The organism is Streptomyces sp. NPDC031274 (genome assembly GCF_055570235.1).
The window spans coordinates 24,687-45,548 of record NZ_JBVIHP010000006.1; the positions used below are offsets into that span (position 1 = coordinate 24,687).

General features: G+C 70.0%; 17 protein-coding genes. 6 read left to right on the forward strand and 11 right to left on the reverse strand.

Annotation, left to right across the window (positions count from 1 at the left end; genetic code table 11):
- Positions 1–56 precede the first annotated feature (56 nt).
- Entirely contained in the window at positions 57–1,082 is a 1,026-nt protein-coding gene (locus ACZ5CR_RS11855) for a 6-phosphofructokinase (protein WP_453531270.1), read from the reverse strand.
- A 427-nt stretch (positions 1,083–1,509) separates the two neighbouring features.
- Here ACZ5CR_RS11855 and pta point away from each other — a divergent pair, with 427 nt between their 5' ends.
- The 3 genes from pta to pyk all read left to right on the forward strand — a co-directional run bounded on the left by pta (position 1,510) and on the right by pyk (position 6,371).
- Positions 1,510–3,603 carry a phosphate acetyltransferase gene (gene pta / locus ACZ5CR_RS11860; protein ID WP_468856274.1) on the forward strand — a complete coding sequence of 698 codons (2,094 nt, stop codon included), beginning with the start codon at positions 1,510–1,512 and terminating at the stop codon, positions 3,601–3,603.
- A 23-nt stretch (positions 3,604–3,626) separates the two neighbouring features.
- Entirely contained in the window at positions 3,627–4,850 is a 1,224-nt protein-coding gene (locus ACZ5CR_RS11865) for an acetate kinase (RefSeq protein ID WP_468856276.1), read from the forward strand.
- 102 nt (positions 4,851–4,952) lie between these two features.
- The gene (pyk, locus tag ACZ5CR_RS11870; protein WP_468856279.1) at positions 4,953–6,371 is read left to right on the forward strand and encodes a pyruvate kinase; all 1,419 of its coding nucleotides are present in this window, start codon (positions 4,953–4,955) and stop codon (positions 6,369–6,371) included.
- Between the two features lie 115 nt (positions 6,372–6,486).
- Here the strand turns inward: pyk and ACZ5CR_RS11875 are convergent, their stop codons facing one another.
- From ACZ5CR_RS11875 to ACZ5CR_RS11890, 4 genes are all read right to left on the reverse strand, one after another.
- The gene (locus ACZ5CR_RS11875) at positions 6,487–7,863 is read right to left on the reverse strand and encodes a hypothetical protein (protein WP_468856281.1); all 1,377 of its coding nucleotides are present in this window, start codon (positions 7,861–7,863) and stop codon (positions 6,487–6,489) included.
- Entirely contained in the window at positions 7,853–8,419 is a 567-nt protein-coding gene (locus tag ACZ5CR_RS11880; protein ID WP_468856282.1) for a DUF6114 domain-containing protein, read from the reverse strand. The genes ACZ5CR_RS11875 and ACZ5CR_RS11880 overlap by 11 nt, the downstream gene beginning before the upstream one ends.
- Positions 8,420–8,561: 142 nt before the next feature.
- Positions 8,562–9,179: a DUF6230 family protein gene (locus ACZ5CR_RS11885; RefSeq protein WP_468856285.1), complete on the reverse strand. Its 618-nt coding sequence runs from the start codon at positions 9,177–9,179 to the stop codon at positions 8,562–8,564.
- A gap of 722 nt (positions 9,180–9,901) precedes the next feature.
- Complete coding sequence (locus ACZ5CR_RS11890) at positions 9,902–10,897, reverse strand: tetratricopeptide repeat protein (RefSeq protein WP_468856287.1); 996 nt, start codon at positions 10,895–10,897, stop codon at positions 9,902–9,904.
- A gap of 371 nt (positions 10,898–11,268) precedes the next feature.
- Between ACZ5CR_RS11890 and ACZ5CR_RS11895 the strand changes: the two genes are divergently transcribed.
- Positions 11,269–11,901, forward strand: coding sequence for a TetR/AcrR family transcriptional regulator (locus tag ACZ5CR_RS11895; RefSeq protein ID WP_468856289.1), 633 nt, complete (start codon positions 11,269–11,271; stop codon positions 11,899–11,901).
- A 304-nt stretch (positions 11,902–12,205) separates the two neighbouring features.
- Here the strand turns inward: ACZ5CR_RS11895 and ACZ5CR_RS11900 are convergent, their stop codons facing one another.
- Positions 12,206–13,213 carry an SDR family NAD(P)-dependent oxidoreductase gene (locus ACZ5CR_RS11900; RefSeq protein WP_468856292.1) on the reverse strand — a complete coding sequence of 336 codons (1,008 nt, stop codon included), beginning with the start codon at positions 13,211–13,213 and terminating at the stop codon, positions 12,206–12,208.
- Positions 13,210–14,409 carry a UDP-N-acetylglucosamine--N-acetylmuramyl-(pentapeptide) pyrophosphoryl-undecaprenol N-acetylglucosamine transferase gene (locus tag ACZ5CR_RS11905; RefSeq protein WP_468856888.1) on the reverse strand — a complete coding sequence of 400 codons (1,200 nt, stop codon included), beginning with the start codon at positions 14,407–14,409 and terminating at the stop codon, positions 13,210–13,212. The genes ACZ5CR_RS11900 and ACZ5CR_RS11905 overlap by 4 nt, the downstream gene beginning before the upstream one ends.
- Before the next feature lie 79 nt (positions 14,410–14,488).
- On the opposite strand from ACZ5CR_RS11905, the gene ACZ5CR_RS11910 reads away from it, so the two are divergent.
- On the forward strand, positions 14,489–15,229 hold the full coding sequence (locus ACZ5CR_RS11910) for a response regulator transcription factor (protein ID WP_468856294.1): 741 nt from the start codon (positions 14,489–14,491) through the stop codon (positions 15,227–15,229).
- Positions 15,226–16,629: a sensor histidine kinase gene (locus tag ACZ5CR_RS11915; protein ID WP_468856297.1), complete on the forward strand. Its 1,404-nt coding sequence runs from the start codon at positions 15,226–15,228 to the stop codon at positions 16,627–16,629. The genes ACZ5CR_RS11910 and ACZ5CR_RS11915 overlap by 4 nt, the downstream gene beginning before the upstream one ends.
- Positions 16,630–16,800: 171 nt before the next feature.
- Here the strand turns inward: ACZ5CR_RS11915 and ACZ5CR_RS11920 are convergent, their stop codons facing one another.
- The 4 genes from ACZ5CR_RS11920 to ACZ5CR_RS11935 all read right to left on the reverse strand — a co-directional run bounded on the left by ACZ5CR_RS11920 (position 16,801) and on the right by ACZ5CR_RS11935 (position 20,854).
- Positions 16,801–17,901 carry an alpha/beta fold hydrolase gene (locus ACZ5CR_RS11920; RefSeq protein ID WP_468856299.1) on the reverse strand — a complete coding sequence of 367 codons (1,101 nt, stop codon included), beginning with the start codon at positions 17,899–17,901 and terminating at the stop codon, positions 16,801–16,803.
- 190 nt (positions 17,902–18,091) lie between these two features.
- On the reverse strand, positions 18,092–19,792 hold the full coding sequence (locus ACZ5CR_RS11925) for an acyl-CoA mutase large subunit family protein (protein WP_468856301.1): 1,701 nt from the start codon (positions 19,790–19,792) through the stop codon (positions 18,092–18,094).
- A 74-nt stretch (positions 19,793–19,866) separates the two neighbouring features.
- Complete coding sequence (locus ACZ5CR_RS11930; protein WP_468856303.1) at positions 19,867–20,199, reverse strand: DUF3817 domain-containing protein; 333 nt, start codon at positions 20,197–20,199, stop codon at positions 19,867–19,869.
- Positions 20,200–20,341: 142 nt separating this feature from the next.
- Entirely contained in the window at positions 20,342–20,854 is a 513-nt protein-coding gene (locus ACZ5CR_RS11935) for a MarR family winged helix-turn-helix transcriptional regulator (RefSeq protein ID WP_468856305.1), read from the reverse strand.
- Positions 20,855–20,862 lie beyond the last annotated feature (8 nt).

The window sequence follows — 20,862 nt, forward strand, 5'->3', positions numbered from 1 at the left end:
CCGTGTGAACCGAAACCCGGTGAACCATCCCGGTCAGAGCACTGGAAGTCAGAGCGCTAGAAGACCGACTCCGCCTCGTCCATCCGGTCCTTCGGCACCGTCTTCAGCTCGGTGACCGCCTCCGCGAGCGGCACCATCGTGATGTCCGTGCCCCGCAGCGCCGTCATCCGGCCGTAGTCGTCACGGTGCACCGCCTCCACCGCGTGCCAGCCGAAGCGGGTGGCGAGGACGCGGTCGTACGCGGTCGGGGTGCCGCCGCGCTGGACGTGGCCCAGGATGACCGGCTTGGCCTCCTTGCCGAGGCGGGTCTCCAGTTCGTACGCGAGTGCCGTACCGATGCCCTGGAAGCGCTCGTGGCCGAACTGGTCGATCGCGCCCACGCCGTAGTTCATGGTGCCTTCCTGCGGGTGCGCTCCCTCGGCCACGCAGATCACCGCGAACTTCTTGCCGCGCGAGAACCGCTCCTCGACCAGTTTGACCAGGTCAGCGGGGTCGAAGGGGCGCTCGGGGAGGCAGATGCCGTGGGCGCCGCCCGCCATGCCCGACTCCAGGGCGATCCAGCCCGCGTGGCGGCCCATGACCTCGACGACCATCACGCGCTGGTGGGACTCGGCGGTCGTCTTGAGGCGGTCCATCGCTTCCGTGGCCACGCCCACCGCCGTGTCGAAGCCGAACGTACGGTCCGTGGAGGAGATGTCGTTGTCGATCGTCTTCGGGACGCCCACCACCGGCAGGCCCGCGTCCGACAGCATCTTCGCGGCCGTGAGCGTGCCCTCGCCGCCGATGGGGATCAGGGCGTCGAAGCCGATCTCCTTGGCGAGCGCGGGCGCGTCCTCGCAGGCCGCGCGGAAGCGGTCGCGCTCCAGGCGCGAGGAGCCCAGAATCGTTCCGCCACGGGCCAGGATTCCACTGACCTCGTTGAGGCCCAGGGAGCGGTAGCGGCCGTCGAGCAGGCCCGCGTAACCGTCCTCGAAGCCGATGACCTCGTCGCCGTAATGCGTGACGGCTCGGTGCACGACCGACCGGATCACAGCGTTGAGGCCGGGGCAGTCGCCGCCTGCGGTGAGAATTCCGATGCGCATCGTGCTGTGTCTCCTGCTCGCTGTTGATGCGTGTGAGCCGGTCTGATTGTTCCATGGCCGGGAACCGGACGCCGCTCACCCGTCGAACGCCGCCTCCCGCCTCCCGTCCTCCGCCTCCCGTCTCCCGTCCCCCGCCTTCCGGCTCCCCTCCCCCGTCTCCCGTCCTCCGCCTGTCCGACTTCCGCCACAGAACCCTTCCCCTCCCACGGCTGCTCCGCCCGATCCTGGGGAGGAGGCCTTTGGGCCCGCTAAATGGGGGCCTTCGTCCGGCGGGCGACCTAGTCAGCCACAGAGGTATTGTCAAGAGGGCACGGCAACCATATCGGGTCATTTGTCCGGGGCTGAGGCCTTGAGGCCGAGAAGGCCTGGAGGTCCGGAGGCCTGGAGGCCTTGCAGCCCTGAGCCAGCGAAGAAGGGGAGAGCACGCGTGACGCGCAGCGTGTACGTGACCGGGATCGACCGGGGCGACGGCCGCCAGGTCATCGAGCTGGGAGTCATGGAGCTCCTGACGCGTCAGGTCGACCGGGTGGGGGTGTTCCGGCCGCTCGTCCACGACGGGCCCGACCGGCTCTTCGATCTCCTGCGCGCCCGCTACCGGCTCGCGCAGGACGCCGCGTCGGGGTACGGGATGGACTATCACGAGGCCTCCGCGATCCAGGCCGAGCAGGGCACCGACGAGCTCGTCTCCCAGCTCGTCGACCGTTTCCACCGGGTGGCCAGGGACTATGAAGTCGTCCTCGTGCTCGGGACCGACTTCGCCGACACCCAGCTCCCTGACGAGCTGTCCCTCAACGCCCGCCTCGCCAACGAGTTCGGCGCCTCGGTGATAGCCGTCGTCGGCGGCAAGAAGCAGACCGCCGAATCCGTCCGCGCCGAGACGCGCAACGCCTATCGCGCGTACGAGAGCCTGGGCTGCGACGTCCTGGCGATGGTCACCAACCGGGTGGCACCGGCCGACCGCGACGAGATCCACGAGGGCCTCGCGGGCAGCCTTCCCGTGCCCAGCTACGTCCTGCCGGACGAGCCCGCCCTCGCCGCCCCCACGGTCGCCCAGATCACCCACGCGCTCGGCGGCCGCGTCGTGCTCGGCGACGACGCGGGCCTGGCGCGTGACGCGCTCGACTTCGTCTTCGGCGGCGCGATGCTGCCGAACTTCCTGAACGCCCTGACCCCGGGCTGCCTCGTGGTCACCCCCGGCGACCGCGCCGACCTCGTCGTGGGCTCGCTCGCCGCGCACAACGCCGGTACGCCGCCCATCGCGGGCGTCCTGCTCACCCTCAACGAGCAGCCCGGCGAGGCGATCCTCAAGCTCGCCGACCGCCTCGCGCCCGGCACCCCCGTCATCGCCGTGACCGGTGGCTCCTTCCCGACCGCGGGCGAACTCTTCGCCCTGGAGGGGAAGTTGAACGCCGCCACCCCCCGCAAGGCGGAGACGGCCCTCGGGCTCTTCGAGCGGTACGTCGACACCGCGGGCCTGCGCAGCCGCGTACAGGCCCCCAGCAGTGACCGCGTCACGCCGATGATGTTCGAGCACAAGCTCCTGGAGCAGGCCCGCTCCGACAAGCGCCGCGTCGTCCTGCCCGAAGGCACCGAGGAGCGCGTCCTGCGCGCCGCCGATGTGCTCCTGCGCCGCGGCGTCTGCGATCTGACGCTCCTCGGTCCCATCGAGCAGATCCGCAAGAAGGCGGCCGACCTCGGCGTCGACCTCGCCGACTCGCAGCTCATCGACCCGCAGACCTCCGAGCTGCGGGACGCCTTCGCCACCGAGTACGCCGAGCTGCGCGCCCACAAGGGCGTCACCGTGGAGCTGGCGCACGACGTCGTCGCGGACGTGAACTACTTCGGCACGCTGATGGTGCAGGGAGGTTTCGCCGACGGCATGGTGTCGGGGTCCGTGCACTCCACGGCCGCCACCATCCGGCCCGCCTTCGAGATCATCAAGACGAAGCCCGAGGCCTCGATCGTCAGCTCCGTCTTCTTCATGTGCCTCGCCGACAAGGTGCTCGTCTACGGCGACTGCGCGGTGAACCCGGACCCCAACGCCGAGCAGCTCGCCGACATCGCCGTGCAGGCCGCCGCCACCGCCGAGCAGTTCGGCGTGGAGCCGCGGATCGCGATGCTCTCGTACTCGACGGGTACGTCGGGGTCGGGCGCCGACGTCGACAAGGTGCGCGAGGCGACCGAGCTGGTGCGGGAGAGCCGCGGCGATCTGAAGATCGAGGGGCCGATCCAGTACGACGCCGCCGTGGAGCCCTCGGTCGCGGCGACGAAGCTGCCGGAATCGGAGGTCGCGGGGCAGGCCAGCGTGCTGATCTTCCCGGACCTGAACACCGGCAACAACACGTACAAGGCCGTCCAGCGCTCGGCGGGCGCGATCGCCGTCGGTCCGGTACTCCAGGGCCTGCGCAAGCCGGTCAACGACCTGTCCCGCGGCGCCCTCGTCCAGGACATCGTCAACACCGTCGTCATCACCGCGATCCAGGCCCAGGGCCAGGGCCGGGCCGCCGTCCCCTCCGCATGACGCCTACAGAAAGCATTCCTCCCGTGAGCGCCACCCGCGTCCTCGTCCTCAACTCCGGCTCCTCGTCGGTGAAGTACCAGCTGCTCGACATGCGGGACGGCTCCCGTCTCGCGGTCGGCCTCGTCGAGCGCATCGGCGAGGAGACCTCGCGGCTCAAGCACACCCCGCTGACTGGTGGCGGCGGCGAGGAGCGTGAGCGCGAGGAGCCCATCGCCGACCACGAGGCGGCCCTGCGGGCGGTCTCCGCCGAGCTGAGCGCCGACGGACTCGGCCTCGACTCCCCCGATCTCGCCGCGATCGGCCACCGCGTCGTGCACGGCGGCCTGAAGTTCACGGAGCCGACGGTCATCACCGACGAGGTGCTCGCGGAGATCCAGCGGCTCGTCCCGGTGGCGCCGCTGCACAACCCGGCCAACATCACCGGCATCCGCACCGCCCAGGCCCTGCGCCCCGACCTCCCCCAGGTCGCGGTCTTCGACACGGCGTTCCACACGACGATGCCGGAGTCGGCGGCCCGCTACGCGATCGACGTGGCCACCGCCGACGAGCACCGCGTGCGGCGCTACGGCTTCCACGGGACGTCCCACGCGTACGTCTCCCGGAAGACCGCCTGGCTCCTGGGCAAGGCTCCCGAGGATGTCAACGTCATCGTGCTGCACCTGGGCAACGGCGCGTCCGCCAGCGCCGTGCGGGGCGGGCGCTGCGTGGAGACATCGATGGGGCTCACGCCGCTTGAGGGGCTCGTGATGGGTACCCGTTCCGGTGACGTGGATCCGGCGGTCGTCTTCCACCTGGCCCGCGTCGGCGGGATGTCGATCGACGAGGTCGACACCCTGCTCAACAAGAAGAGCGGCCTGGTCGGCCTCTGCGGCGACAACGACATGCGGGAGATCAGGCGCCGCATCGACGAGGGCGACGAGGCCGCGGCGCTCGCCTTCGACATCTACATCCACCGTCTGAAGAAGTACATCGGTGCCTACTACGCGGTGCTCGGCCGGGTGGACGCCATCGCGTTCACGGCGGGGGTCGGCGAGAACGCGGCGCCGGTGCGGGAGGCTGCGGTCGCGGGCCTCGAGGAGCTGGGGCTCGCGGTCGACGGAGCGCTCAACGCTGTACGTTCCGACGAGGCGCGGCTGATCTCGCCGGAGTACGCGCGGGTGGCGGTCGCCGTCGTCCCCACCGACGAGGAGCTGGAGATCGCGCGGCAGACCTACGCGCTGGTGGCGACCCTCGGCGACCCGTCATGACGGGACCCGTCAGCACCGCAACGCCTGAGCGCACTTCCGCCCATTTGTAGATTCCACCAGACGGAATATTCCGAAGCGAAACAAACCGATAGGATCGCCCCCATGCGCCGTTCCAAAATCGTCTGCACGCTGGGCCCCGCCGTCGACTCCGAAGAGCAGCTCGTCTCGCTGATCGAAGCCGGTATGAATGTGGCCCGCTTCAACTTCAGCCACGGCACGCACGCCGAGCACCAGGGCCGGTACGACCGCGTCCGTGCCGCTGCCGACAAGACCGGCCGTGCCGTCGGCGTCCTCGCCGACCTGCAGGGTCCGAAGATCCGCCTGGAGACCTTCGCCGAGGGACCCGTCGAGCTGGTGCGCGGTGACGAGTTCACCATCACCACCGAGGACGTCCCCGGTGACAAGTCCATCTGCGGCACCACCTACAAGGGTCTGCCCGGTGACGTCTCCAAGGGCGACCAGGTCCTCATCAACGACGGCAACGTCGAGCTGCGCGTCGTCGAGGTGGAGGGCCCGCGCGTCAAGACGATCGTCGTCGAGGGCGGTGTCATCTCCGACCACAAGGGCATCAACCTGCCCGGCGCGGCCGTGAACGTGCCCGCGCTCTCCGAGAAGGACGTCGAGGACCTGCGCTTCGCCCTGAAGATGGGCTGCGACATGGTCGCCCTGTCCTTCGTGCGCGACGCCGGCGACGTCAAGGACGTCCACAAGGTGATGGACGAGGAGGGCCGCCGGGTCCCCGTCATCGCCAAGGTGGAGAAGCCGCAGGCCGTCGACAACATGGAGGGCGTCGTCGCGGCCTTCGACGCCGTCATGGTCGCCCGTGGTGACCTGGCCGTCGAGTACCCGCTCGAGAAGGTCCCGATGGTGCAGAAGCGCCTCGTGGAGATGTGCCGCCGCAACGCCAAGCCGGTGATCGTCGCGACCCAGATGATGGAGTCGATGATCACCAACTCGCGCCCCACGCGCGCGGAGGCGTCCGATGTCGCCAACGCGATCCTGGACGGCGCGGACGCGGTCATGCTGTCCGCCGAGTCCTCCGTGGGCGCCTACCCGATCGAGACCGTCAAGACGATGTCGAAGATCGTCGTGGCGGCCGAGGAGGAGCTGCTCTCCAAGGGTCTGCAGCCGCTCGTGCCCGGCAAGAAGCCGCGTACGCAGGGTGGTTCGGTGGCCCGTGCCGCGTGCGAGATCGCGGACTTCCTGGGCGCCGAGGCGCTGATCGCCTTCACGCAGTCCGGTGACACGGCCCGCCGTCTGTCCCGCTACCGCGCGGCGCAGCCGATCCTGGCCTTCACCACCGACCAGGCGACCCGCAACCAGCTCACCCTGAGCTGGGGCGTGGACTCGTACGTCGTCCCGCACGTCGACAACACCGACGCGATGGTCGAGCTCGTCGACGCCGAGCTGATCAAGCTGAACCGCTTCAACAACGGCGACACCGTGGTCATGACCGCCGGTTCGCCCCCCGGTGTCCCCGGCACCACCAACATGGTCCGTGTGCACCACCTGGGCGGCTGACACGCCTTGATACGACACTGAGGGCGCCCCCTGGTTCAGGGGGCGCCCTCAGCGCTTTCTGCGGCTCCCGGTGTTCCGGTGTGCGGTGTCCCGGTGTCCGGCGTCCCGGTGAAGATCAGTCGGTGATCGACTGGTGCAGACCGGGGATGTGCAGGTTGCCGCCGAACTGACCGGCCTGCTTCACCTTCACGTCCGTGAAGTAGATCAGCGGGATGTTCAGGGGCGGCGGGTGCTCCGGGTCGAACGTGATCGGGATGAGTCCGAAGAGCTTGCCCGAGATGCTCTCGGTGTACATCGTCGTCTTCCCGCCCGTGATCGTGGACGTGGAACCCTTGGCGGCCTCGACGTGGTACTTCTTGCCGCTCGGGCCGTCGACGATCTGGTGCAGGTCGCCGATGTCCGTGCTGTCGACGACGTACTTCAAGGACTGCTTGGTCTCACCGTTGGGCATCGTCAGGTTCACGACGCCCTGGTAGTCCGCGCCCTTGAGCGTCAGCGAGCTGGCCTCCAGGTTCCACGGCTGGTTCGGGATCGGCGACGGCGTCTGCTCGGCGTCTCCGTCGACCTTCTTCTCGACCACGCACGGGAACGGCTTCTTGCCGTTCTCGTCCGGTGCCATCGGGTCCGCGGACTCCTCCGCCTTGGCCTTGTCGGCAGCCTCTTCAGCCGCCTTCTCAGCCTTCTCCTTGGCCTCCTGCTTGGCCTTGTCGACCGAGTCCTCGGCCTTGTCGGCACCGTCCTTGACGCCGTCCTTGACCCCGTCGAGGGTGTCGTCGACGGGCTTGGTGACGTCGTCGACCGTGTCCTTGACCGTGTCGTCGGAGGACTTGGAGGACCCCGAGGACTTGCTCTCCTCGGAGGCGGAGGGCGTCGGCGTGGGGTTCTCGGGCTTCTTCTCGTCGGGCGTGAAGATGTCCTTGAGCGCGTCACCGACACCCAGCGGGTCCAACGGGTTCTTGGTCTCGGAGGGCTCAGGCGCGGGCTCGTCCGCCTTGTCGCCGGTCTTGTCGTCCGAGGCGGACGACGACGGAGTCGGCTCGGCCTTGTCGCCGTCCGAACCCGCCTTGTCACCGGCGGAGGGCTTGGGCGTCGGCTCGGCGGTGGCCTTGCCCGAGTCGTCCTTGCCCGTCTTGTCGGCCTTCTCGGCGGCGTCCTTCTCCGCCTGCTCGGCCTTCTCCTTCTTCGCCTTCTCCTCGGCAGCCTTGTCGGCTTCCTTCTCAGCGTCCTTGGTGGCCTTGGAGGCGTCGTCCGGCGCCGTGACGCACGGGCCGTCCTGGAAGGGGTTCTTCGGCAGCGGCTTGGCCTGCGCGAGCTGGGGTGTGAGCCCCATGCCCATGAGGACGGCGGTCGGCATGGCCGCGATGGCTATCGCCTTGCCCGCGGGAACGTGCAGGCGAGTGAGGAGCGGCTTTCTGGGTGCCGCGTGGCGCGGCCCGGATCTCGCGCGGGGCTCACCCGCGGAGTCCAGTTGGTGCACCTCGTCAGCCGGCACGGTGCCTCCCGTTCGTCCCGTTGTCCGGGCTCGTTCCTGACAGATCGTCCGTAGTGCCGCTCACCCCGTTCGCGGCCCCCGCGGCCGCGGGCTCCGGCGCCCCGTTGTCGGAGCGGTCGGCTCCCCCGTCGGCACTGCCCTTCGCGGACGCCTTCGCGGGCTTGGCCGCCGCCCAGGAGATGCCGAGGGCACCGCCGAGCAGAGCGAGCAGGAAGCCGATGACGAAGCCGCCGAAGTTGGAGACGACCAGAGAGACCAGGGCGAGCAGAATCGCCGCGACACCCGCGAAGATCCGGGAATGCGGCTGGAACCACATGGTCAGGCCGAGCACGACAAGCAGGACGCCGATGATCAACGAGCCGGCACCGGCGGTCGTCGCCATCCGGATCGTCATCGTGCCGAGCGTGAGGTTCGCGTACGGGAAGTACATGATCGGGATGCCGCCGAGCAACGTCAGCAGGCCACCCCAGAACGGGCGCTGACCGCGCCACCCTCGGAACGATTGGCGCATCCGACCGAGCTTGTCGCCCAGTCCCACTTGCGCTTCGGCGCTCATGTCGTACAGCTCCTCGGGGAACGGCGTTGGTTCTGTGTGTGCTGCGGATTCGGGCACGGGGACGGTTTGAGGTCAAGATTCGTCGCGCCCCCGCGCCCAGCCGTGCTGCGCGACAAGTACCGCTGCTAAGGCATCAGTTGCCTCAGTAGCACTCGTGCTTGCCCTTCTTGACCGACATGCCCAGACCAGAGAGCTTGAAGGTGCCTGCGGTGGTCGCCCACGCACGCTGCTTGACGTCGGTGAACTTCACCTTGTCGGCCTGCTGCGCGAACGAATCCGGGGCGTACTTGTCACCCTTCGACGGGCCGGGACCCTTGGTGGTCCGGTCGACCGAAACGCCGATGTCCACGTTGGTGAACGTCGCGTCGGCCTTCAGGTCATCGGCGTCGATGTAAAGCTTCTTCGCCTCGACCTTCGGGCCGCCGTTGCCACCGGCCTTGAGGGTCATCGACACATCGCCGAAGACGGGGACCGGAACGACGACGGACTGGCAGAGGTTGGTGATCTCTGCCTCTTCGAGGCCGACGACGGCGACCGGGTGATTACCCGACTTACCGCTGTCAAGCGCCCCGTACTGGACGAAACCGGTACCGTCGAGCTGTTTGGCGGTCACCTTGAACTGCTGACCGGACACACTGAACGATGCCGCGAGTGCACCCTGCGAGAGGGCCACGCCTATCGCGGCAGTCGCCGCGACGCTCGGCACCATGACTACGGCGAACCGCTTCCATCTGGTTCCGCCACGAGCCACGGACTCCATGACTTTCCTCCTTCTCGGACGTACATCTCCGGCCCTGACTGCTCCCGTTCGGGCGGCTCAGTCGGGCAGGGATGGAAGAAGCGCTACGTCCTCGGGAAGGAGAGCGCCCGCATGGGAGGCGCGCAACTGCGCCACTCAGCACCGGCGATCACCCCCGAGCGACAACCACTGGTCGCACGCGACACGCACAACCTGCCGGACAGGCCCTGCCGGATGGCAGAGACCCCCCTGTCCAAGACCGGCGACGGGGTGCCTCCGGCCTGCTCGGTGGGGACCCAGAAACCCCGCTCCCGGCTGGCTTTCGGGCTGCGGGTCAAAGGACCGAGCGTCGCCGATCGTGGTGCATTCTCGGCCCCCGCACAAGGGGGTTCGTTACTGGCTAGTAACGGCCCGATAACCGAAGCACGACCGCGCGGTATCGGTCGGCCACAGACGGTGCATCCATGGGCAGGACCAGATCGGGATGTTGAAGGGCAGAACAGGACAGAAGACTGGCCTGGGCTTACTCCAAGTAACAGTGGCCGCGTTTACCAAGTTTTGGTAAAGCGCGGCCACTGGGACGCCTTGGCAGCAGATTTTCACTCGGGCATCACATGCCCCAGCGTTTAGGGACTGGTCAGCGGACGGGCCAGAAGGACGGGCCGGGTCAGCAGGACCAGATCCAGAGGACCCGATCCAGAGGACCCGATCCAGAGGACCCGATCAGACCGGACCAGGCCGGATCAGAAAAGCACCCGTGCGAGCTGCGTGCGCGCCGCGCTCACCCGCGGGTCGTCCGAGCCGACCACCTCGAGGAGTTCGAGCAGCCGCACACGCGCGGCGTCCCGGTCGTCGCCCGCCGTACGCCGGACCGCCTCGATGAGCCGCCCGAACGCGTCCTCCACATGACCGCCCACCAGATCCAGGTCGGCGGCGGCGATCTGCGCGGCCACGTCAGCGGGACGATCGGCGGCGTCCTTGCGGACCTGCTGGGCGTCCAGGTTCTGGACGCGTTGCAGCAGTTCGGCCTGGGCGAGGCCGAGCTTGGCCTCGGTGTTGCCCGGGTCGTCGTTCAGCACATTGCGGTACGCCTGGACGGCGCCGCCAAGGTCACCCGCGTCGAGCGCCTGGACGGCGGCTTCGAGCAGGGCGTCGTAAGGACCGGCCGGGACCTCGGCGACGGCGGCTTCCCGCTGCTCCCCGCTCTCGCCACCCTCCGCGTCCGGGTCGACGACGAGGCCGGTCAGACCGAAGCGCTCCTCGCCGACCTGGATCAGCTGGTCAAGGGTCTGGCGGATCTGCTCCACCGGGGCGGCGCCCTGGAAGAGCGGCAGGGCCTGCCCGGCCACCACCGCGAAGACAGCCGGGATCCCCTGGACCCCGAACTGCTGCATCAGCATCTGATTGGCGTCTACGTCGATCTTGGCGAGGACGAAGCGGCCGTTGTACTCCCGCGCGAGGCCTTCGAGCAGCGGGCTCAGCTGCTTGCACGGCTCGCACCACTCGGCCCAGAAGTCGATGACGACGGGCACTTCGCTGGAGCGCTGGAGGACCTCGCGCTCGAAGCCCGCCTCGTCGACGTCGATGACGAGGCTCGACGGAGAGACGCCGGAAACCGCGCCCCCGCCTTGCCTGGCCGCTTCGGCGCGGGCCTGCTCCGCCTTCGCCTTGGCCTCTTGGGCCGCCTTCACGGCGGCGAGGTCGACGACTCCGCTCATGGACATGTTCCGTGGCTGCATGAGTACATCCTCCCCCAAGCCGTACGGGAACCGCGCCCGTCCGAAGCCCCCCGCCGGATTGCGGGGCCGCGGACGGTCGTGGCGCCAAGGTCCCGAGGAGGACCGATGGTTGTCGGCGCGGGGTCCCCACCCCGTGCCGCGCTGCTTTTCGCTGTGGTTGTCGCTCTTCTGCTCTTCGCTCGCCGCGAAAGATGGTGGGCGTCGAGGAATTGCCGTTCGTCCCGCCCACATCTCTTTCGCTACGAGTCGTAGCGTAACTGCCGGGCGCGGTCGCGTGGGCGGCGGGCCCCTGCGAACTTCGGTGATCTGCCTCACGCGCCGTCGACCGCCACCGCTCTGGCCCATTCCGTACTGGCCGGTATGGTCACGGGATGCAGAGCCGCATCCCCCCTCCCGTCCGCACCGGCGGCCGCCCTCGCAACGCCGCGGCGGACACCGCGATCCTGGAGTCGACCCGCCAGGCCCTGGTCGAACTGGGCTGGTCCAAGCTGACCCTCGGCGACGTCGCCACGCGCGCGGGTGTCGCCAAGACGACGCTCTACCGGCGCTGGGCGGGCAAGAGCGAGCTGGTCGTGGACGCGGTGGCGGAACTGTTCGACGAGCTGGAGCTGCCGGACAGTGGCAGCCTGGCGGCGGACATCGAGGGAGTGGTACTCCAATTCGCGGCGCTGCTCGGCCGCCCCGAGACGAAGACCGCGCTGATGGCGGTGGTGGCCGAGTCGACGTCGGACGAACCTCTGCGGGAGCGGATCCGTACGTCGATCGTCGACCGCCAGAAGCGGCTTGTCCTCGCGGGGCGCAAGCGGGCCCAGGAACGGGGCGAACTTCCCCCCGAGCCCGACCCCGAGGCCGCGGGACGTACGGCCGACCTCATCTTCGACGTGATCGCGGGCGCGGTGGTGCACCGCGCCCTGGTCAGCGGAGAGCCGGTCGACGAGGACTGGGCCCGCCGCTTTACGTTGCTCTTGCTGGGCGGGTTGGCTGCGGCGGCGGCCCAGCCGTAACTGGCCGGGGGCCTTCAGCAGGGGGCCCTCCAGCAGGGGGCCTCCCGCTGCGGCTGCCGCTACGTTTCAACGGCCCTGTCCCACCGCTTCGCGGCGGATGTTTCCCGCCCACCCGCCCGATTGCCCCGGGTCATGTCGTGGCTGCCTCTGGTCGGCTGCTTCGCTGCGGGCTTCTCTTTCGCCGCTTCGCGGCAGGCTTCCCCGCCCACCCACCCGATTACCCGGGGTACTCGGGTGGGTGGGCGGGAGAAATCCGCCGCGAAGCGGCGGGACAGGGGGCGCCCCACCAGCCCGCAGGCAAAGGTCAGACCTGGTAGCGGTCCGCCGCGAAGAGGCGGAGGTTTTCGGCGACCCACGCCGACGTCCGCTTCAGGCCCTCCCCCAAGGACACCGACGGAGTCCACCCCGCCCAGTCCCTCGCCCGCGAGTTGTCCGAGAGCAGCCGCTGGACCTCGCTGCCCGAAGGGCGGAGACGGGACGGGTCGACGACCACCCTCGCCTCGCGGCCGGACGCCTCGATCAGCGCCTCCGCGAGATCCCCGATCGAAATCTCCTGCCCCACCCCCAGGTTCACCGCATGGCCGACGGCCGCCTCGCACGCCGCCAGCGCCATGAAGCCCCGCGCGGTGTCCGTCACGTACGTGAAGTCCCGCGTCGGGGAGAGCGAGCCCAGCTTGATCTCCCGGGCGCCGGAGTGCAGTTGGGCCAGGATCGTGGGGATCACCGCACGTGCCGACTGCCGGGGCCCGTACGTGTTGAAGGGGCGAACCACCGTCACCGGCAGCTCGAACGCGTGCCAGTGCGAGAGCGCCATCATGTCGGCGCCGATCTTCGAGGCGGAGTACGGAGACTGGGGCTGGAGCGGGTGGTCCTCCGAGATCGGGGCGGTCAGCGCCGTCCCGTACACCTCGCTCGTGGACGTGTGGACGAGCCGCCGCACCGAGTGCCGCCGACACGCCTCCGCGACGTTCTCCGTGCCGACGACGTTCGTCTGGACGTACGCCCCCGGGGAGTCGTACGAGTACGGGATCCCGATCAGCGCCGCCAGGTGGAAGACCGTGTCACAGCCCTCCACCGCGTCCATCACACGCCCCGCGTCCCGGACGTCACCCGCGAGCATCTCAACCCGCGGGTCCCCCATCAGATGGGCCAGATGCCCCTTCTCCGCGTACGGCTTGTAGTGCACGAAGGCGCGGACCTTCGCCCCCTGCTCCAGGAGCAGATCGACGAGCGTCGAGCCGATGAAGCCCTCGGCTCCGGTGACGAGGACGGTGCGACCGGCCCAGCTGAACGTCGTTCCCTTGTTGCTCATGCGTACTCCAAGTGCGAGAAGTGGGGTGTGTGGTGCGTCAGTTGGATGACTCGTTCGGCGAGCAGGTCCGCCGCCCGCGCGTGCGGGCCCGGATCCGCAGCCCCGCTCATCGCGGCGAGCCGCGCCGGATCGGCGAGCAGGGGCCCGACAAGCTCCGCGAGCCGCGCCGCCGTCGTCTCGCCGTCGGGAAGGAGCAGTCCCGCGCCCGCGTCGGACAGGACGCGCGCGTTGTGGGTCTGGTGGTCGCCCGGCGCGTGCGGGTAGGGGACGAGGACGGCGGGGACCCCGGTGGCGGCGAGTTCGGCCACGGTCGCCGAGCCCGCACGGCAGACCACCAGGTCGGCTGCGGCGTACGCGAGGTCCATCCGGTCGAGGTAGGGGACGGCACGGGCGATCCCCTCCGCGCCCGCCTCCACCAGACGCCGCCGTGTCTCGTCGAGCGCGGCGGGCCCCGTCTTGATCAGGAGCTGTACGTCCCCGCGGTGCCGCCAGCGTGCCGCGAGCCCCACGGCCGCCTCGGTGAGCCGGGCCGCGCCGAGACTGCCGCCGTTGAAGAGCAGCATCCGGGCCGCCTCCGGAACCCCGAACTCCCGGCGGGCCTCGGCCCGCAGCGCGCCCCGGTCGAGCGCGGCGAGCGGCGCCGCGATGGGCATTCCGGTGGTGTGGGCCCGCTCCCCGCCCGGCAGGTGTTCTCGACTGCGGTCGAAGGCCACCGCGATGTTCGGGGTGAGGCGGGCCGCGAAACGGTTGGCGCGGCCGGGGACGGCGTTGGACTCGTGGATGAGGCTCGGCAGCCCGGCCATCCTTGCGCCGACGATGACGGGAGCGCTGGGGTAGCCGCCCATCCCGACGGCGACCTGCGCGCCCTGCTCCCGCAGGATCGCCCGGCACTGGGCGCCCGACTTCACCAGGGCGGCGGGCAGGAGGAACCGCTTGGCGCCGAGCGACGGGTCGAACGGGATCATGTCGACGGTGTGGAGCCGGTACCCGGCGTCCGGTATCAACCGGGTCTCGAGCCCCCGCCGCGTACCGACGAAGGAGACGACCGCGTCCGGCACGGCGCGCCGCAGGGCGTCGGCGAGGGCGAGCCCGGGATAGATGTGTCCACCGGTGCCGCCCGCGCCGATGACGACGGAGAGAGGGGCAGCGGCCCCTGTCCCGGGAGACCGCCTATCGGGTCGCGTATCGGGTCGCATATCGGGTGTTCGCATGGCAATGGAGCATTACGAGCAGGTCTAAGAGGGTTTTAAGAGCAGCGTTTGGCACCTTTGGCCCATGAGCTTCACGAGCAGGCCGGGCCCACCCCTGACCGGCGGCGGCGCCCCGCCGGCCAAGGTCCTGGTCGTCGACGACGATCCCGAGGTCCGCGCGGCGGTCGAGGACGCCCTCACGATCGAGGGGCACGTGGTCCGCGGCGCCGCCGACGGGCAGCGCGCGCTCAGCGCCATCGCCCGGTGGGAGCCGGACCTCGTGGTCCTTGACGTGATGATGCCCGTCATGGACGGCCTCGCCGTCTGCCGCCAGATGCGCGCCATCGGCGACCGCACACCGGTCCTCGTCCTCACCGCACTCGGCTCCGTCAGCGAACGTGTCGACGGCCTCGACGCGGGCGCCGACGACTATCTGGTGAAGCCCTTCGCCCTCGACGAACTCGTCGCCCGTGTCCGCGCCCTCCTACGCCGAGCCGCCCCGGAGCCGCACTCCCCCGCCGACGGCGACGACCTCGTGTACGCCGATCTCGTCCTCGACCCCGCGACCCGCACCGGCCGCCGCGGCCACCGCGCGGTCGAGTTCAGCCGCACCGAGTTCGCCCTGCTCGAACTGCTCCTGCGCAACGCGGGCCGGGTGCTTCCGCGCGAGCTCATCCAGGAGTCGGTCTGGGGGCGCGACTTCGGGCCCGACTCCAACTCCCTTGCCGTGTACGTCGGTTACCTGCGCCGCAAACTGGAGTCGGGCGGCGAACCACGCCTGGTGCACACCGTGCACGGCGTCGGCTACCGGCTCGGCAGCCCGTGAGCGCCCGGCGCAGGCTCGGCGCCCGGTGGCGGCGCAGGCGTCCGCTGCGCACCCGGCTCGCGCTCGCCGCCGCGGCGGCCGTCGCGCTCGTCGCGGTCGGGGTGTGCGTGGCCGCGTTCCTCGTCATCCGCTACAAGCTCTACCAGCAGCTCGACCAGAACCTCGCCCAGTCGGCGACCCTCATCGCCCAGCAGCGGAACTACGACAACGATCCGGGGGTCCTGACGGGCGAGTGCCGCTTCCTCGGCGCCCCCGCCTGCTCGCAGATCGTCCCCACCGACCCCGCGAACGACCCGTCGAAGCCGTATCTGCTCCCGGTCACCGACTCCACCCGGAAGGTCGCGAGCGGCGACGCGGCGCCGTACTACACGAGCCTGACGCTGCGCGGGAAGCCGACCCGGATGTACACCACCACCTACGGCAAGGGCGACGCCGTGCAGGTCGCCCTGCGCGCCGACATCGCGGAGCGCGGAGTACGCCAGGCGGCAGGGCTGCTCTCCGCGGTGGGCGGCGCCGGAGTGCTCCTTTCGGGGCTCGGCGGCTACTGGGTCTCGCGCACCGGCCTCGCCCCGGTCGCCCGCCTCACCGCCACGGCGGAGCGCATCACGGCGACCCGCGACGCCCGCCACCGCATCGAGCTGCCGCCGGGCCCCGCGGGCCGCGAGGACCGCGAGGACGAGGTGACGCGCCTGGCCGCCTCGTTCAACGCGATGCTGGCCGAGCTGGAGAAGTCGGTCACCGCACAACGCCGCCTGGTCGCCGACGCCTCGCACGAGCTGCGCACTCCGCTGACGGCACTGCGTACGAACGCCGAACTCCTCGCCCGCGCGGACCGGTTGAGCGACGAACAGCGCGAGCGGGCGTCAGGGGCCCTCTCCCGCCAGCTCCGCGAAGTGACCGGCATGGTCAACGACTTGATCGAACTGGCCCGCGACGAGGAGCCGCAGCCGCTCCTGGAGGAAGTGCGGCTCGCGCCCCTGGTCGCCCATGTCGTGGACGCGGCGCGCGGCCACTGGCCGCAGGTGCCCTTCACGCTGCACATGACGCCGGACACCGACGGCACGAGCATCCCCGGCGTCCCGGCGCGCCTGTCCCGCCTCGTCACCAACCTCCTGGACAACGCGGCCAAGTTCAGCCCGCCCGGCTCCCCCGTGGAGGTCTCCCTCACACCGGCCGCCCTGACGGTCCGCGACCACGGCCCCGGCATCGCGGAGGAGGACCTGCCGTACGTCTTCGACCGCTTCTACCGCGCCGAGAAGGCCCGCGCCCTGCCGGGCTCGGGCCTCGGCCTCGCGATGGCCCGCCAGATCGCCCACGCGCACGGAGCGGAGCTCTCGGCACAGAGGGCGCCGGGCGGGGGCGCGCTGTTCAGACTGACGCTGCCCGGCGAGAGGTCCTAGGGCCCTCCTGATGGATCTCCGTGGGAGAAGGAGCGGCGTTCGGTGCGTGCCATCGGCGTGCGGCGTGAAGGGTCATGTGGCGGAGTCACCTGTCCCTTTGCGCCGTGCGGCGAGGGTGCGTGCCGGGCGTCGCGACGCCGCGGAGATCCATCAGAAGGGCCCTAGTGGTTCTCAGCTGTTCTTCCAGGCGCAGCTGCCCAGCGTGGCCTTGCCCTTGGCGACGAGCCGGTCGGCCTCGTCGGCGGGCAGTACGCGCGTGTGCTTGCCGCGGCAGATGACCGTACGGTCGCCGTGTCCTGCCAGGTCGACCAGGATCTGGTCCCAGTGGCGGTACTGCACGTCGTGCCCGGAGTCCGCGTACGTACGCACCTTCGCCTTGCCGGGCAGTGCGTCCTGCCAGGTCTTGAGGGTCGCGGGCGGCACCGTGGTGTCCTTCTCGCCGCCGTAGAGGTACACGGGGGCGTCGAGCTTCTTCAGGTCCGGGCCCGGCCGACCGCAGTACAGCTTCTGCTCGTGCACCTGCGGCGCGGGGTCCGCCTGCTGGCCGCGCTGGTTGTAGGTGCGCGCGCCTTCCTCGTACGCCGTGTCGGCGAAGCCCGGTATCGACTTGACGGGGCTGTCGTCCGGGAACGCCCACCACTTGCGCGGGTCCTTGATGGAGTCCTTCACGGTGTCGGCGAGCTCGTCGTCGGACATCGAGCAGTACTCGGGCTTCGTGCCGTAGGGCGGCAGGGCCGCCGCGAGGTGCAGGGCCGAGACGCGGTCGGGGGCGCGGCCCGCGAGCTCCGCCGCGTAGGGGCCGCCGCCCGAGATCGCGATGACGCTCACGTCGTCCACGCCGAGCTTGTCGAGCACTTCGAGGGTGTCGTCGGCGAAGTCCGCCTTGCCGAGCTTCTTGTCGTACTCCGTGTCACCGAAGCCGTTGCGCTCGACGGAGATGAGGCGCAGGCCCAGGTCCTCGCGGGTCGTACGGAAGAAGTCCGTCATGTGCGCGGCTCGGGCGCTCGTGCCGGTCCCGCCTATGAAGAGGACGGGCTTGCCCTTCTTGTTCCCCGTGTCGGAGTAGTGCGCCGTCCGGCCGTTCGGGAGCTTCGCCGCGTGCACGGCGGGGCCGAGCGAGTCGAAGGTGTCCTGAACCTTCGGCTCGGGCGGCGGGCTCGCGCTCACCTCTCCGGAACCGGCCAGCATCAGCGCGCCGAGAAGCGTGGCCGAGGCGGCCCCGATGGCGATGGCGGCGGTGCGGGAGGGGCCGGACAGGCTCACGGGTGACACAGGGTGACTCCAGGGGCAGGGCGGGTCGACGGGCGGCGCCTACCCAGCCCCGTGTATCTGACACCCACAAATTTCGGCCGGGTTCCAAGAGGGCCCCGAAAAGGCCCCGCAGGGGCCTTTTCAGGGGTGCGGGGAATTGCGCGACCAGCCACGGCGGCCCGCGGATCCCCCCACCCCCGGAGCACCCGAACTAGAACCCAGGAGGCTCGGTGTAAATCCCCCACTCGTCCCGCAGGACACCGCAGATCTCCCCGAGAGTCGCCTCGGCCCGCACCGCCTCCAGCATGGGGGCGATCATGTTGGACCCATCGCGGGCAGCGGCGAGCATGGAGTCGAGCGAGGCCCGCACCCGCACTTCGTCCCGCGCCGAGCGGCGAGCACCCAGGACCTTGACCTGTTCCCGCTCCACCTCGTGAGAGACCCGCAGGATCTCCAGGTCGCCGGTGACGGAGCCGTGGTGGGCGTTGACGCCGACCACCCGCTTGTCGCCCTTCTCCAGGGACTGCTGGTACTGGAACGCCGACTCGGCGATCTCACCGGTGAACCAGCCGTCCTCGATGCCGCGCAGGATGCCGGAGGTGATGGGCCCGATGGGGTGCTCCCCGTTCGGATGCGCCCGGCGCCCCCGCTCCTTGATCTGCTCGAAGATCTTCTCGGCTTCGGCCTCGATGCGGTCGGTGAGCTGCTCCACGTACCAGGAGCCGCCGAGCGGGTCCGCCACGTTGGCGACGCCCGTCTCCTCCATGAGCACCTGCTGCGTGCGCAGCGCGATCTCGGCGGCCTGCTCGCTCGGCAGCGCGAGGGTCTCGTCGAGGGCGTTGGTGTGCAGGGAGTTCGTACCGCCGAGGACCGCGGAGAGGGCCTCCACAGCGGTGCGTACGACGTTGTTGTAGGGCTGCTGGGCCGTCAGCGAGACCCCCGCGGTCTGCGTGTGGAAGCGCAGCCACTGGGCCTTGTCGGTCTGCGCGCCGTACACGTCCCGCATCCAGCGGGCCCAGATCCGGCGGGCGGCGCGGAACTTGGCGATCTCCTCGAAGAAGTCCAGGTGCGCGTCGAAGAAGAAGCTGAGGCCGGACGCGAAGACATCCACGTCCATGCCGCGGCTCAGGCCGAGCTCGACGTACCCGAAGCCGTCCGCGAGGGTGTACGCGAGCTCCTGCGCGGCCGTCGCCCCGGCCTCGCGGATGTGGTAGCCGGAGACCGAAAGGGGCTTGTACGCGGGGATGTCCCGCGCGCAGTGCTCCATCAGGTCACCGATGAGACGCAGATGCGGCTCGGGCTGGAAGAGCCACTCCTTCTGCGCGATGTACTCCTTGAAGATGTCCGTCTGGAGCGTGCCGTTCAGGACGGCCGGGTCGACGCCCTGCCGCTCGGCGGCGACCAGATACATGCAGAAGACGGGGACGGCGGGTCCGGAGATCGTCATCGACGTCGTGACGTCACCGAGCGGGATGTCCTGGAACAGGACCTCCATGTCGGCGGCCGAGTCGATGGCGACCCCGCAGTGCCCGACCTCGCCGAGGGACTGCGGCTCGTCGGAGTCGCGGCCCATCAGGGTCGGCATGTCGAAGGCGACGGAGAGTCCGCCGCCGCCGGCGGCCAGGATCATCTTGTAGCGCTCGTTCGTCTGCTCGGCGTTGCCGAAGCCCGCGAACTGGCGGATGGTCCAGGTCCGGCCGCGATAGCCGGTGGGGTGGAGGCCGCGGGTGAAGGGGTACTCGCCGGGCCATCCGATCCGTTCGAATCCCTCATAGGCGTCCCCGGGCCGTGGCCCGTAGACGGGCTCGACCGGGTCGCCGGAGAGCGTGGTGAAATCCGCGTCGCGCTTCTTCGCGGTGTCGTACCGGGCCTGCCAGCGACGGCGGCCCTCCTCGATGGCGTCAGCGTCCATACCTTTGAATTTACTAGGACGTCCTAGTAAATGTCGATGGCTCACCGCCACGGACCTGTCCGTGGCGGTGGAGGTTACGCCTTCACGGTGGCCGGGGAGCCGTCGACGATCAGCGGCTCGACCTCGCGCACGACCTTGCGCTCGACGAAGAACGCGGCCGTCGGGATGGTGCCGGAGACGAGCACCCACAGGAGCTTGCCGAACGGCCACTTCGCCTTGGAGCCCAGGTCGAAGGCGAAGATCAGGTAGACGATGTAGAGGAGACCGTGGACCTGGGAGACGACCAGCGTCAGGCCCTCGCCCTTCTCGAAGCCGTACTTCGCCACCATGCAGGCGCACAGGATGAGGAGCATGACGGCGGTGACGTAAGCCATCACCCGGTAGCGGGTCAGCACGCTGGATTTCATGGCTACGAGCGTAACCGTCCGAAAAATCCCCGCGCCCGCGGGGAGCACATCATGCTTCCCGTGCTCCGCACCTGCGTGGCCGCGCCACCCCCGCGTCGGCGGGGGACAACCCGCTGACCCGCGAAAACGCCGGCGCGCCCGCTCAGCCCCTGTCCTCGAAGTCCTCCGCGGCCACCCGCAGCGGCCGCAGCATCGCGAAGATCTCCGCACACTCCTCGGCGTCGTACACCCCGAGCCCGAAGTCCATGGCCATCAGCTCGCGCGTGGCCTCCTCGACGACCTCGCGACCCTTCTCCGTGATGGAGGCGAGGGTGCCGCGCCCGTCGTTCGGGTTGGGGCGCTTGTCGACGAGGCCGGACTTGACCAGGCGGTCGACGGTGTTGGTGACGGACGTGGGGTGGACCATCAGACGCTCGCCGATCTTGGACATCGGCAACTCACCGGCCTGCGAGAACGTAAGCAGGACCAGCGCCTCGTACCGAGCGAAGGTCAGTCCGTACGGCTTGACGACCGCGTCGACCTCGGCGAGCAGGATCTGCTGCGCACGCATGATCGAGGTGATCGCGCCCATCGCCGGTACGGAACCCCAGCGCTGCTTCCAGAGTTCGTCGGCGCGGGCGATGGGATCGAAGGGAAGACTGAGCGGCTTCGGCACGCCAAAGA